Annotated in this window: 7 protein-coding genes and 4 pseudogenes; 5 read left to right on the forward strand and 6 right to left on the reverse strand. The window is 51.6% G+C overall.

Annotated elements, in window-relative coordinates:
• Positions 1-39: 39 nt before the first annotated feature.
• Positions 40-1,142, forward strand: a pseudogene (locus ACMZI0_RS05825) (YcbX family protein).
• A 12-nt stretch (positions 1,143-1,154) separates the two neighbouring features.
• Here the strand turns inward: ACMZI0_RS05825 and ACMZI0_RS05830 are convergent.
• The 3 genes and pseudogenes from ACMZI0_RS05830 to pepN form a co-directional block, all read right to left on the reverse strand.
• Positions 1,155-1,721 (reverse strand): cell division protein ZapC, encoded by a 567-nt coding sequence (locus ACMZI0_RS05830; RefSeq protein WP_415672253.1) that lies wholly within the window; start codon positions 1,719-1,721, stop codon positions 1,155-1,157.
• A gap of 224 nt (positions 1,722-1,945) precedes the next feature.
• Positions 1,946-2,956 (reverse strand): quinone-dependent dihydroorotate dehydrogenase, encoded by a 1,011-nt coding sequence (gene pyrD / locus ACMZI0_RS05835; protein ID WP_415672254.1) that lies wholly within the window; start codon positions 2,954-2,956, stop codon positions 1,946-1,948.
• 159 nt (positions 2,957-3,115) lie between these two features.
• Positions 3,116-5,563 (reverse strand): annotated as a pseudogene (gene pepN, locus ACMZI0_RS05840) (aminopeptidase N).
• A 243-nt stretch (positions 5,564-5,806) separates the two neighbouring features.
• Between pepN and pncB the strand changes: the two are divergent.
• The 4 genes from pncB (at position 5,807) to ACMZI0_RS05860 (ending at position 11,399) form a co-directional block, all read left to right on the forward strand.
• Positions 5,807-7,012 carry a nicotinate phosphoribosyltransferase gene (pncB, locus tag ACMZI0_RS05845; protein ID WP_415672255.1) on the forward strand — a complete coding sequence of 402 codons (1,206 nt, stop codon included), beginning with the start codon at positions 5,807-5,809 and terminating at the stop codon, positions 7,010-7,012.
• 162 nt (positions 7,013-7,174) lie between these two features.
• Positions 7,175-8,575 (forward strand): asparagine--tRNA ligase, encoded by a 1,401-nt coding sequence (gene asnS / locus ACMZI0_RS05850; protein WP_415672256.1) that lies wholly within the window; start codon positions 7,175-7,177, stop codon positions 8,573-8,575.
• Between the two features lie 311 nt (positions 8,576-8,886).
• A complete protein-coding gene (locus ACMZI0_RS05855; protein WP_415672257.1) occupies positions 8,887-9,978 on the forward strand; it encodes a porin in 1,092 nt (363 codons plus the stop codon).
• A 230-nt stretch (positions 9,979-10,208) separates the two neighbouring features.
• Positions 10,209-11,399, forward strand: coding sequence for an amino acid aminotransferase (locus ACMZI0_RS05860; protein ID WP_415672258.1), 1,191 nt, complete (start codon positions 10,209-10,211; stop codon positions 11,397-11,399).
• Positions 11,400-11,442: 43 nt separating this feature from the next.
• Here the strand turns inward: ACMZI0_RS05860 and ACMZI0_RS05865 are convergent, their stop codons facing one another.
• The 3 genes and pseudogenes from ACMZI0_RS05865 to ldtD all read right to left on the reverse strand — a co-directional run bounded on the left by ACMZI0_RS05865 (position 11,443) and on the right by ldtD (position 14,608).
• On the reverse strand, positions 11,443-12,075 hold the full coding sequence (locus ACMZI0_RS05865; RefSeq protein ID WP_415672259.1) for an MBL fold metallo-hydrolase: 633 nt from the start codon (positions 12,073-12,075) through the stop codon (positions 11,443-11,445).
• Positions 12,076-12,157: 82 nt separating this feature from the next.
• Positions 12,158-12,695 (reverse strand): annotated as a pseudogene (locus ACMZI0_RS05870) (DUF882 domain-containing protein).
• Positions 12,696-12,876: 181 nt separating this feature from the next.
• Positions 12,877-14,608: pseudogene (ldtD, locus tag ACMZI0_RS05875) on the reverse strand (L,D-transpeptidase).
• Positions 14,609-14,873 lie beyond the last annotated feature (265 nt).

Consider the following 14,873-nt stretch of genomic DNA (forward strand, 5'->3'; position numbering starts at 1 on the left):
TTGCCGCGTTAAATACCTTTGAGCAGATAGGTACTCTTGATGATTGGCGTTTCCCAACTGTACGTTCACCCGGTCAAATCCTTGCGCGGCTTGCAACTTTCCCATGCGCTGGCCACGCCAAGTGGTCTGGCGTATGACCGTTCATTTATGGTGACTGAACCCGATGGAACCTTTATTACTGCGCGGCAGTTTCCCGAAATGGTGCTGTTTACGCCGGCAATATTGCCTGATGGCCTGTTTCTTACCGCACCCGACGGCGAGCACGCGTTGATACGCTATGCGGATTTCACCGGCATGCCGCAGCCTACTGAAGTATGGGGTACCCACTTTTCTGCCTGTATTGCCCCCGATAACGTCAACCAGTGGCTGAGCGGCTATTTCAAACGGCCGGTACAGTTACGTTGGGTGGGTGATACGCCGTCGCGGCGCGTGAAGCGTTTTCCCGAAATCCCATTGGGTTTTGCCGATGGTTATCCTTATCTGTTGGTTAATGAAGCCTCTTTTCAAGCCGTGCGTCAGCGCTGCAACGCCGGTATCAAATTGATTCAGTTCCGCCCCAATATTGTCGTGACCGGTGCCGATGCCTTTGCTGAAAACAGTTGGCAGACGCTGCGTATCGGTGATGTGATCTTCAATGTGGTCAAGCCATGCAGCCGCTGTGTGCTGACCACCGTGAGCACCGAGCGCGGGCGCAAGCATCCCTCGGGAGAGCCGCTCGCAACACTGCAAGCCTTCCGCACAGCGGAAAACGGTGATGTGGATTTTGGCCAGAATATGGTGGCTCGCCAAAGTGGCATCATTCGGGTGGGCGATCGCGTCGACGTGCTGGCAACCAAGCCGCCGCGCGTCTATGGAGCAGGAACGCCGGCCGCTACGCTTGAAGCCCCGCGCAATCTGCACAAGGGCTTTCCCTGTACTACCAAGGCAAAATGCTGCCGGGCAATAATCAGCAAATCTTGTTAGAGCAGTTGGAACAGCATGGCGTCCGCGAGCCCTATTCGTGCCGCGCGGGGGTGTGTGGTTGTTGCAAAATGATGCTGGTCAGCGGTGAGGTGTCACCCTTGAAACAAGGTACCGTGCGCGAGGATGGCACTATTCTGGCGTGCAGTTGCGTACCACAAGGGGATATCGTACTTGCCTGACACATAACGCGCCTACACCACCTTGGCATAAGGGAAAGATGCGGATGGCATCGCACCTGCCAGGGTGCTCTGGTGGGGCAACAAGCGATCATGCATGATTTTAATCGCTTCACCGAGCTGCATCGTCTTGCCATTAAGCATTAATGTCTCTTGCGCCAGCACGCACAGGCTAGCTTTTTCACCGTGCTCCACCACCATAAAACAGGCAATTTCCTGACTTTCTGCCAGCATCACCCATACTGCATCGCCCAATTGCGGTGCCTGCTGTTCGTGGGGCTGCTGGGAAAAATACCAACTCTTTGGCATCAGGGGTTTTAAATAACGGTGAGCCACCAGCGCATTTAATACCAGTTCCTCCTGTAATTCATGTCGCAATGAAATAGGCTGACATTTTTCCTGATAGGTGAAAAATAACGCTGCGTCATCAACGCAAAATGATGCAGGGGCAAACGCATCGGGCGTGAACATTTTGGCAGAGAAGCGAGAACGAAATACCATGCCATTCGCTAAATCTAGCATCATACGATCGTGTTCCGCGTCAAAATACCAGCGCCAATTGTCGTCAGGTTTTAACTTCATATTATTCACCTTCCCCCCTGAGTTATTCATCGACGCAATTGCGTCTGCTCGGCACATACCTTAGCCATCCCTGATAAAAAAACGGTTTATACCCGTCATACGTCGAGTTGTATGTGCGTTGGCTGCGTTTTAGTAGAACAGAAGATTAATTGCACAAACGAGTAAAATATAGACTAGCTGGGGGAATAAATAAACCCCCAGTGAGAAATGATGTGATGAAAGGATTAAATATGCGTAACGATATCTTTAATCAGGCGCGGTCCGTGAAAAATAAAGCCGGAATATATCTGCACCAACGCTGCCCCTGCCGCCATTTTTTCTCGTGCTGCTATCAGCGAATCTACCCCGCCAGCGCCAATAATCGGCAAGCGGCCATTCAATTCTTGCGCCAGACGGCGAATAACTTCAGTGCTGCGCTGTTGTAATGGTCGCCCGCTTAAACCACCGGTTTGCCCACAATGGTTCAATCCCTGAATCAAATCGCGATCCAGTGTGGTATTGGTGGCAATCACCCCATCAATGTTATGACGCACCAGACTGTCAGCAATTTGGATCAATTCTTCTTCAGAAAGATCCGGAGCGATCTTCACGGCAACTGGCACATATTTCTGGTGCTGCTGATGTAAGGCTTCCTGTTTATTTTTAACCGCCTGTAACAGATCGTCCAGCGCTTCGCCATATTGTAAAGAGCGCAACCCCGGCGTATTCGGTGAAGAGATATTGATCGCAATATATCCAGCGTGAGCATAGATCTTGTCCATGCAAATCAAATAGTCGTCTTTACCCTGCTCGACCGGCGTGTCTTTATTCTTGCCAATATTAATTCCCAGCACACCGCCAAAACGGGATTTTTTAACGTTCTCTACCAGGTTATCAACGCCGTGGTTATTAAAACCCATGCGGTTAATTAACCCTTCCGCCTCCACAACGCGAAACAGACGCGGTTTATCATTACCGGGCTGCGGACGCGGTGTTACCGTGCCGACTTCAATAAAGCCAAAGCCCATTGCCCCAAGCACATCAATGCAATCGCCGTCTTTATCCAGACCTGCGGCTAAACCGAGTGGATTTTTAAATGAGAGGCCCATGCAGCTAACAGGTTTGGTGGGAACAGATTGGCGAATAAAAAATTTAAACGGTGTATTAGATAGACGACGTAACTGCTGGAAGGTAAATTCGTGAGCCCGTTCTGGATCGAGCTGGAAGAGTGCCTTCTTGATTACGGGATAGAACATAGTGTCTCCTGAGATCCCAAAGTCATGCATGCAAAAAACAAGAATAGAGCGGGTGACTTCCTGACGCACGGCGGGGAATGGTAATGAGATCGCGAAGGAAAGTAAAACGTTTATCACAGAAAACAGGTTCCCGCCTGACACGGGAACCTTGAGAGTAGGTTAGCTTTGCAACGCTTTACTGATTTTCTCGAACAGATCGCCAGACAGGTTATCCAGCGTTTTCAATTGCTCTAATGCTTGACGCATCAACACCTGACGCGGCGCATCATAGCGTTTCAGACGGATCAACGGCTCGATCAGACGTGCAGCCACCTGCGGATTGCGCGTATTGAGATCGGTCAGGATCTCGGCCAGGAAGCGGTAGCCCTCACCATCAGCGGCATGAAACGCTGCCGGGTTGGCACTGGCAAACGCCCCGACCAGCGCACGCAGGCAGCTGTGCGCTGACCGCGCTTGAGAGTGCCGCCAGCGCATCGGTCATGTTATCCGCCTGCTGGTACTGCGTGCTCACCAACGCGTCCACCTGAGCCGTTTCACCAAACGCCAGATAATAGAGGCAAGTGTTACGCAGCGCACGTTTGCCAATATCAGCATGTTTAATGCGGTACTCGGGGGTGGCGTTAACGCGATACACCGCTAACCATTCATCGGCCAGTTCTGTGGCCAGCTTGCGTACCATCGCTTCGCGCACCGCCGCAATGGCTAATGGATCGATAATATCAAACAGTTCAGCCATCTCGTTTTCGCTTGGCAGCGTCAGAATCTGCGCAGCCAACATCGGATCCAGCGCAGGATCCAGCAATACCCCACGGAACGCATCCGCCAGATGCAGCGGCAGCGAGAGCGGTTGTTGTTGCTGATAGCGCGCCACGTTGAGACGAATATGGTTCGCCAGCAGACTTTGTGCTGCATCCCAACGCGAGAAATCATTGCGTGCGTGGCGCATCAGGAAGGTCAGTTGCGCATCGCTCCACGCGTAGTTGAGCTTAACCGGCGCAGAAAACTCCCTTAATAAAGAAGGGATCGGCTGACTCGGCACGTTATCGAACACAAATGTTTGCTCTGCTTCGGTCAAATTTAGCACCGAATCGATCGGCTGACCGGCATATTGCAACGGAATAACGTTGCCCTGCTGATCGTACAGCTCAATATCCAACGGGATATGCAGCGGACGCTTTTCCTGACATCGGCACCCACGGGTGTTTTTTGGCTGACCGACAGCAGATATTGGTGCGTTGCGGCATTATAATCGTCACGCACCGTCACCACCGGTGTACCCGACTGGCTGTACCAACGGCGGAACAACGTCAAATCCACACCCGAGGCATCTTCCATCGCCTGAACAAAATCATCACAGGTGGCGGCGCTGCCGTCATGGCGCTCTACATAAAGGCGCATACCCGCCTGAAATTTCTCCTCGCCCAGCAGCGTGTGCATCATGCGGATCACTTCCGAGCCTTTCTCATACACCGTTAAGGTATAGAAGTTATTCATTTCTATCACTTGATCCGGGCGGATCGGGTGTGACATCGGGCTGGCATCTTCGGCAAACTGGGCACCGCGCATCACGCGCACGTTATCAATACGGTTTACCGGGCGCGATCCCAGATCGGAGCTGAACTCTTGATCGCGGAACACCATCAGCCCTTCTTTTAAGCTGAGCTGGAACCAGTCACGACAGGTAATGCGGTTACCGGTCCAGTTGCGGAAATATTCATGGCCGATCACCGCTTCAATGTTCAGGTAATCTTTATCGGTAGCGGTTTCCGCCTTGGCAAGCACGTATTTGGAGTTAAAGACGTTGAGACCTTTATTCTCCATCTCCCCCATATTAAAGAAGTCCACCGCGACAATCATATAGATGTCGAGGTCATACTCCAGACCGAAACGGGTTTCATCCCATTTCACGGCGTTTTGCAGTGAGGTCATCGCCCAGCCTGCACGATCGAGGTTGCCGCGATCGACATACAGCTCCAGCGCCACTTCGCGTCCCGAACGGGTAATAAAGCTATCGCGGAGCACATCGAAGTCCCCTGCGACCAGCGCAAACAGATAGCACGGTTTCGGGAACGGATCTTGCCATTCAACCCAGTGTCGGCCATCGTCCAATTCACCTTGCGCAATACGGTTGCCATTGGAGAGTAAATAAGGGTAGCGAACCGAATCCGCAGTGATGCGGGTAGTGAAGCACGCCAAGACGTCGGGGCGGTCCAGATAATAGGTAATGTGGCGGAACCCTTCCGATTCACACTGAGTACAAAGCGCACCACCGGATTGGTATAGTCCCTCGAGTGCGCTGTTGGCGGCAGGATTGATCTCTGTTGCTATGCTGAGCGTAAAAGCGGCGGGCAGTTGCGTTAACACCAAGCCATCATCCTCAACCTGATAGTGCGGCCACGCCTGGTCGTTCACTTTCAGACTTAACAGCGTCAGCCCTTCACCGTCCAGTTTTAGCGGCGCCCCCGCCTCTCCCTGACAAACCACCTGGCTCACTGCCGTGACGTGCGTCTTCTGTGCATCCAGAACAAAATCAAGCGCGATATCGCTGATGGTATAGTCCGGCGCACGGTAATCATGACGGTATTTTACTTGCGGCTGTTGATTCATAGGATGTTTACACCTCACTCTTTGCTTTGACAGTTCAGCTTATGCCTGTTACAACGATGTTGCCATGACTAAGTGAATGAGAATAATAACCATGCGTGAGCACGAATGGTCCTCCCTTTTCTGGCCGAATTATGATGTGATGACCTAATAGCGACAACCAAGAGAGAATCAAGGTATACTCACTGGACGTTGCTGATGATTTTGATAGTGGAAACGCGTCTGACGAGGATGCTGTAACGCATTATGACTTTACACCCTTCCCCGATTTTGAACTCATTGCTGGATACCGATGCTTATAAGCTTCATATGCAGCAAGCGGTGTTCCATCATTATTACGATGTGGATGTTACAGCGGAATTCCGCTGCCGCGGCGATGAGCTGTTAGGGAGTTATGCTGAGGCTATCACTGCGCAGATTGCACTGATGAGTCAGCTGTCACTCAGCGATGACGAGTTCGCTTATCTCTCCACGCTGCCGTTTTTTACGACAGATTATCTACTGTGGCTGCGTCAATTCCGCTTTAACCCACTGCAGGTCACCGTAAAAAACCATCACGGCAAGCTGGACATTCGCATTCGTGGCCCCTGGCGCGAGGTGATTTTGTGGGAAGTGTCGCTGCTGGCAGTGATCAGCGAAGTGGTAAACCGCGCACGCACTCCGGACGTCACTGCGGTACACGCGGTGGCGCAACTGCGTCGTACGCTGGCGCAGTTTCGTGAACACAGCCAGGGCATCGACTTGCGTCATTTTAAGCTGATGGATTTCGGTACCCGGCGGCGTTTCTCCCGCGAAGTGCAACACCAAATCGTGAGCGTGTTGCAGCAAGAGTTTCCTTACCTGATTGGCACCAGCAACTACGATCTGGCGCGTCAGTTGGGGCTGACACCGGTAGGAACGCAGGCGCATGAGTGGTTTCAGGCACATCAGCAGCTCAGTGCAACGCTTGCCAACAGTCAACGCGCAGCCCTGCACGCCTGGCTGGTTGAATACCCGGATCAGCTCGGTATCGCCCTGACAGATTGCATTACCATGGATGCGTTCCTGCGCGATTTCGATCTCGATTTCGCCAATGCCTATCAGGGGCTACGTCATGATTCAGGGGACCCGATCGATTGGGGTGAAAAAGCCATTGCGCATTATCAGCGCTTAGGAATAGACCCGATGAGCAAGACGCTGGTGTTCTCTGATAACCTGCATCTGGAAAAAGCGCTCGCGCTCTATCGCCACTTTTCTCAGCGGATTAATCTAGTGTTTGGTATCGGCACACGCCTGACCTGTGATATCCCAGGCGTCACGCCGCTGAACATTGTTATCAAGCTGGTGGAGTGCAATGGCCGTCCGGTCGCGAAACTCTCCGACAGCCCCGGCAAAACCATTTGCCACGACGCCACGTTTGTCTCTGCGTTGCGCAAAGCCTTCGATCTGCCACGCGTCAGAAAAGCCAGTTAGTACACTGTACTGCTCAGGATTTAACCCAACTTCACCGGAATGCGGAAAACTTAGCGCATTCCGGTAATTTCTGCTTGTGTCCTGCCAGACGGCAAGTAACATAGCAAATCACCCCTATGGGGTTGACCCGTTAAATATCATTCATTGAAAAGAGAGAATTTTATGAGCGTAGTGCCTGTAGTCGACGTACTGCAAGGCCGTGTCGCCGTTGACAGTGAAGTCACCGTGCGCGGCTGGGTACGTACCCGGAGAGATTCTAGAGCCGGTATCTCCTTTATCGCCGTCTATGACGGTTCCTGCTTTAATCCGTTACAGGCGGTCGTAAATAATAATCTTCCCAATTACCAGAATGATATTCTGAAATTGACCACCGGTTGCTCGGTTATCATCACCGGCACCGTTGTAGCGTCTCCGGGGGAAGGTCAATCGTTCGAAATTCAAGCGACCGCCGTTGAAGTGGTCGGCTGGGTGGACGATCCGGACACTTACCCGATGGCGGCAAAACGCCATAGCATTGAATACCTGCGTGAAGTGGCGCACCTGCGCCCGCGTACTAACCTGATTGGTGCCGTGGCTCGCGTGCGCCATACGCTGGCCCAGGCCATTCACCGTTTCTTCCATGAAAACGGCTATTTCTGGGTGTCTACGCCGCTTATCACCGCATCTGATACCGAAGGTGCCGGTGAAATGTTCCGCGTTTCTACGCTGGATTTGGAAAACCTGCCGAGTACTGCCGACGGCAAAGTGGATTTCAATCAGGACTTCTTCGGTAAAGAAGCCTTTCTGACCGTTTCCGGTCAGTTGAACGGTGAGACTTATGCGTCTGCGCTCTCTAAGGTTTACACCTTTGGCCCGACGTTCCGCGCTGAGAACTCCAACACCAGCCGCCATTTGGCGGAATTCTGGATGATCGAACCGGAAGTGGCCTTTGCAACGCTGGACGATGCGGCGGCGCTGGCAGAAAGCCTGCTGAAATATGTGTTCAAAGCGGTGCTTGATGAACGCGCCGACGACATGGCGTTCTTTGCTGAGCGTGTAGATAAAGAAGCGATCAGTCGTCTGGAAAGCTTTATCAGCAAAGATTTCGCACAGGTAGACTACACCGATGCCGTCGAGATCCTGCTTAATTGCGGTCACACCTTCGAAAACCCGGTATTCTGGGGTGTCGATCTCGCTTCCGAGCATGAACGTTACTTGGCTGAGCAGCACTTCAAAGCGCCCGTAGTGGTGAAAAACTATCCGAAAGACATCAAAGCTTTCTATATGCGTATGAATGAAGACGGTAAAACCGTAGCTGCTATGGATGTGTTAGCACCGGGCATCGGCGAAATCATCGGCGGTTCCCAGCGTGAAGAGCGTCTGGCACAGCTGGATAGTCGTCTGGAAGAGATGGGGCTTAATAAAGAAGATTACTGGTGGTATCGCGATCTGCGTCGCTACGGCACCATTCCGCACTCCGGTTTTGGGCTCGGCTTTGAGCGTTTGATTGCCTATGTTACCAGTGTACAAAATGTGCGCGATGTCATCCCTTTCCCACGCACTCCGCGCAACGCTAGTTTCTAAATACGCATTAAACATAAGTAAAACAAATAACTAGAAAAAAGACCGCGAATAAATCGCGGTCTTTTTTCTTTCGGATAAGGCTCACAAAGCTCCCTGAAATTTACAAGTTGAAACAAATTATTTCTTTTTGTTACATAATTACGGACTTAGTATCATTTTTAGGGTAGATTAACGGGCGAGTGAATGGAACACTGCGTTCAGATACAGGAGGGCACCAAACTTCCAGTGATAGTTCCGTAAGAGTTTTATTACTTTTTTCGAGAATTGTTAATGGCAGCGACGAGTGTCTTAAAACACCAATGAGGGTAATAATGATGAAACGCAATATTCTTGCAGTAGTAATCCCGGCTTTGTTGGCTGCGGGCGCAGTAAACGCAGCAGAAGTTTACAACAAAGACGGCAACAAAATGGACCTGTACGGTAAAGTTACCGCTAAACACCGTTTCTCTGATAACAACAGTCAAGACGGCGACAAATCTTATGCACATCTTGGCTTCAAGGGCGAAACTCAGATCACCAGTGACGTAACTGGTTATGGTCGTTACGAAGCTAAATTCGCTGGCAACCAAGAAGAAGGTTCTGACGTTGCTACTCATTATGCATTTGCTGGTCTGAAAATCACTGATTTCGGTACTATCGACTACGGTCGTAACATGGGTATCGCTTACGATTCTCTGGCATATACTAACGTTCTGCCTGAGCGGGGCGGCGATCAGTCCAACTCTGACAACTTCCTGACTGGCCGTTCTACTGGTGTTCTGACCTACCGTAACAAAGATTTCTTCGGTCTGGTTGATGGCCTGAACTTTGGCCTGCAATACCAAGGCAAGAACAGCAAGGATACGCTGAACGAGCGTACCGCCATGGATACCCAGAACGGTGACGGCTGGGGTACTTCTCTGGAATACGTATCTCCGGTTAGCGTAGGTGTTGTAGCTAACTATGCTGCAATTAACCGCACTGTAGAGCAAAACGCCTCAACAGTTACCTCTGGCCGCGGTCAGAAAGCTGAAGCTTGGGGTACTGGTCTGAAGTATGATGCAAATAACATCTACGTTGCAGCCATTTACTCTGAACTGCGTAACGCCACCTACATCAACAAGACTGTTGGTGGTGTGCATACTGATTTTGCTGACAAAACCAAAATCTTTGAAGCTGTTGCTCAATACAACTTCGATTTCGGTCTGACACCTTCTCTGGCTTACGTTTCTGGTAAAGCTAAAGATGACAACAACAACCGTAACGGTTACGTCACTAAATATGTGAGCATTGGTGCTACCTACGCGTTCAACAAGAACTTCTCTGTTTACAGCGAATACGATATCAATCTGATCAAAGATACCAACGTTTACGGTATCAACGATGATGACAAAGTTGCTGTTGGTGTAACTTATCAGTTCTAATTACCCGCTATCATCACTGCATTACGCAGTCTGATAACGTGAAAGACAGGGCTTTATGCCCTGTCTTTCTGTTTTCTGCTTCCCTATTATTAGCGCCATTTATGGCTACCGCTCCTGCCACAAATTTTCCTGTTATTTCACCTGCATTTTGATCGCAAACGGTTGGCAAAGCTTATGGCTAGCGGTAACCTGAAGGCTCTTGCCTAACCTCTGTCATGGAATAGCCATCAATGTTTGAACATATTACTGCCGCTGCCGCTGACCCCATCCTTGGCCTGGCCGATCTGTTTCGCGCCGACCATCGTCCACAAAAAATAAATCTGGGTATCGGCGTATACAAAGATGAAACCGGAAAGACACCGGTGTTGGCCAGCGTAAAAAAAGCAGAACAATTTTTGCTGGAAAATGAAGCCACCAAAAACTATCTTGGGATCGATGGCCTGCCCGAGTTCGCCCACTGCACACAGGAACTGCTGTTCGGCAAGCAGAGCGCGATTATCAGCGAAAAACGTGCGCGTACCGCACAAACGCCGGGCGGCACGGGTGGCCTGCGTATCGCCGCAGAGTTTATCGCTAGCCAGACGTCTGCCAAGCGCATTTGGGTGAGTAACCCAAGCTGGCCCAACCATAAGAACGTGTTCCAGACCGCCGGGCTGGAAGTGTGTGATTATCAATACTACGATGCCGCAAACTATGCTCTGGACTTTGATGGTTTGCTGAAAAGCCTGGAAGCCGTTCAGGCGGGCGATGTGGCGCTGTTCCACGGCTGTTGCCATAACCCGACCGGGATCGATCCTACCGCTGAGCAGTGGCAAACCCTGGCCAACCTTTCCGCTCAGAAAGGCTGGCTGCCGCTGTTTGATTTCGCCTACCAAGGCTTTGCCCGCGGTTTGGAAGAGGATGCTGAGGGGCTGCGTATTTTTGCTGCATCCCATCCAGAACTGCTGGTATCCAGCTCCTATTCGAAGAACTTTGGCCTGTATAACGAACGTGTCGGTGCCTGCACCCTGGTTGCGGCCAATGCCGATGTGGCGGATAAAGCATTCAGCCAGGTGAAATCCATCATCCGCGCCAACTACTCGAACCCACCGGCACACGGTGCGGCAGTAGTCGCCACCATCCTCAGCAATGACGCGTTGCGCACCCTGTGGGAACAAGAGCTGACGGCCATGCGTGAACGTATCCAGCGCATGCGTCACCTGTTCGTCAACACCTTGCAGGAAAAAGGTGCCACACAGGATTTCTCCTTTATCATTCAGCAGAATGGCATGTTCTCATTCAGCGGCCTGACCAAAGAGCAGGTATTGCGTCTGCGCGATGAATTTGCGGTCTATGCGGTGAACTCTGGACGGGTTAACGTGGCAGGTATGACACCGGAAAACATGGCTCCGCTGTGCGAAGCCATCGTGGTCGTGTTGTAATATCCCTTGATGCATCCCCTGCTACACGGGGGATGCATTTGCATCAATCATGCACAAAAGGGTTGGTCTTACGCTCATGCCCCAGCGTTGAAATCGGGCCGTGCCCTGGAATAAAAGTAATATCATCCCCGAGCGGGAACAACTTGGTGCGAATAGAGGTAACCAGCGCCTGATGGTCGCCCTGTGGAAAATCACTGCGCCCTACACCACCGTTGAAGATCACATCTCCCACCTGTGCTAAACGTGATGCCTTATCGATAAACACCACGTGGCCCGGCGTATGGCCCGGACAATGCAGCACAGACAGAACAGTATTCCCCACGGTCACCGTGTCCCCTTCTTGCAGCCAACGCGTCGGCGTTAGTGGCGCACACTCTGTAAGGCCAAACATGCGGCTCTGTGCGGGCAAACCATCGAGCCAAAAGGCATCAGCGGAGTGTGGGCCAATAATCGGCACCTGATAGTGATCGGTCAGTTGCTGAGCAGCGCCGACGTGATCGAGATGGCCATGCGTCAACAGAATTTGCGACACCTTAATGTCGCACTGCGCAACGGCACGTTTGATTTTTTCTGCTTCGCTGCCGGGGTCAACAATCGCCGCGTCGCGCGTTTCCTCACACCACAGCAGCGTGCAGTTCTGGCTGAACGCCGTCACGGGAACAATCTGGTATTTCATAGCACTCCATTTCACGAAAAAGAACCCCTACGTGACCGTTATCATGACACGGTCAGACGTCAGGATCCATTAGCGTGAAGGGTTACCAGCTGCGTGTCAGTCCGGTATCGATATGCACGAAATTACTTTTCGGATAGTAGCCTACGCCGCTCGCTTTCAGTTTCAGCGCCGCTTTGCGGATATTCGCCAACTGCACGCCTTCGATGTGAAAATCCATCGCCTGACCTTTAGTGTGATAGCTCTGTTTGGCCACACCGCGTGAATGGCTACGCATTTCGTTGTTGGTATCCACAGAGCGATAGCCGGAGATCAGCTGTACCGGTTTATTTGTGCCCAACATCATCTGTAAGCGATAAAGCTGGTCAAACAGCGCAGGATCAATAGTTTTGATTTTATTGGCGCGGTAATCACGGAAGAAGTGGTTCAGGCGGGACAATTCATCTTTGTTGTAACGGCGACCATCGAAGAATTCAGTTTTGAGATATTCACCGGTATTGAGATTTGCCAGCGTTAAAATACGCGGACGCGGCGTGGAGAGTGTCGCAAACGCCTGACCCGGCAGCATGGCGCTCCTAACGCAGCGCCAGCCATCTGCGGCGATGATGATCGATGAATTCCATGTAATATGCCCCAGTTTAAAAGGTGAACATAATGGCGACAAAAAAGGCGCCATTATGTTCACCTTAACCGTGCAATGCCGCTGAGTCAACCCGCTTTACCACAGGGTATGCGGAGGATCTCGTTGATCCTCCGCCGGGATGCAAACCCTGCGACAGCGCTAACTTCCTAGAATATCAGCGGTTACTGGAGCAATTGCCCTGCCTTGCCCAGGATGCCCGCCCCCCGTTTTACCGTGTCATCATAATTGTAAATATCTGTGCGGAACTGGGGTTTGCCATCGTCGGCCACCCAGGTCGTCAAATAGTACAGATTGACGGGAATACGTTGTTTTACCGGCACATAGGTGGTGTTTCCCTGCGCCAGCGTGGAGGAAATGCGCGCATCGTTCCAGCCTGCGTCCTGCAATAATAATCCGGCCAGCTCTGAAGCCTTATTCACGCGAACACAGCCTGAACTGAGCGCACGGATGTCACGCTGGAACAGCCCGTGATTCGGCGTATCGTGCAAGTAAATCGCTTCGGAATTGGGCATATTGAATTTATATCGCCCCAGCGAGTTGTTCGCACCGGTGCCTGAAGAATGCGATACGGGAAACGATCGGCCAACACCACTGATCAGTCAATCATCGTCGGATCGATGGTTTCCGCTTCTGAGTGCCAGCCAGAGAGCAGCGTGTAGTTATTCCGTTGCAAATAGCTGGGATCTTTGATGACTTTTGGAACAATATCCTGCCGAATCAGCGTCGTCGGCACATTCCACGGCGGGTTAACCACCACGTTATACGGTGAACTGCTCATCAGTGGCGTTTTGCGCTTCGGTTGACCGACAATCACGCGCGAAGAGAGTCTCTGTGTACCGTTCTGGTAGTAGTTCAACGAATATTCACCATAATGCCGGTGGTGACGTTATCCGGCACCAGACGCAAGCGTTGAATATTGAGCGCCAACAGAGCTGCGCGGGTTTGCGGCGAGACGTTCAGCCAATCCCGCGTCCGCTTGCCAATAACGCCATCGGCCTCCAGCCCTTGCCATTGTTGGAAACGTTTTACCGCTTCAACCAGATCACCCGTGTAGGTATCTGGTGACGGCGCAGCATTGTCGGCAGCAGCACTTTGCTCATTGAACAGGGTAATGGTCTCTGCTGTCACAAGCATACCGGTGCGTTGCAGTATTTCACGCAGTACAGCCAGATCCTGGCTTTGCTGTTCAGGACGCAGGGTTTCCGACATCGTTAATACCGGCCAGGGGCGCGTGTCCACCAGCAATGCCTTTAACGCCTGATGCATCTTGGCATACTGAGAATGATGTGGCGCAAGAGAAGTCACAAACCCAGCGCTGTTACCGGTGGAGATCGCCTGTCGCCATTGATCCACGCGCACAGAGGCAGGCGGCTGCAAGCGGTACGGGACACTGCTGTAGAGCCAGTCGGTGCCGTTACGTTCCACGCCGTCCACAAATTGCAGATAGCCCAGCATGGCATCCGACAAAATAATGTCGCGCGCCATCCCTTTTATACTGGCATCGGTCAACCAGGTTACCCAGGTTACCCAGGTTACCCATTGCGTAAACTGTGGCTGAACCCCTGACAGTGCCACTTCGGCCAGTTGCTGCTGAAGTTGCACCACGGCGCGTTCATCAGCCCACAGCAACTGTGCAGGATGCAATGCGTAGAGTGCGGTAATTTCTGACAGGTAATGCGGTTTAATGCCTTTCGCCGACAGCGCCTGTAACGCCGCCGTACTTTTTTCATGAGAAACGCTGCCAGCGGGAAGCGAAGAGACGCTCGGCGGTGCATGGGTTATTACCGTCGCCTGCCCAGTCGCCAACAACGCACAGGAAGAAAACAGGCTCAAGGCCCACAGCGTACCAATGCGACACAGCTTGCTCTGCGCTTTTTGCTCACATAACAACATCCATTTATCCCCTGTATTCAATAAACGCAATATCAGCCACGATATTTTTATCAGCAATGAAAGCCACGAGGTCCAATGGATATGACACCCCAATTCACGTTATGCAGAAACTGATTGTCATAAAATAGCGCAAAACGGTGAGATGACTTGCCACTACAATTATTCGCTCATCATTACAGTTAGTATATAAAGAGACAAAGTTTTTTTCGCCACTTCCCGCAAGATTATTTCACTGGTCCGTCATGTGCGTGGTATGAATATTGGA

Source organism: Symbiopectobacterium sp. (assembly GCF_047692315.1).
In the GTDB taxonomy this organism is placed as follows: domain Bacteria; phylum Pseudomonadota; class Gammaproteobacteria; order Enterobacterales; family Enterobacteriaceae; genus Symbiopectobacterium.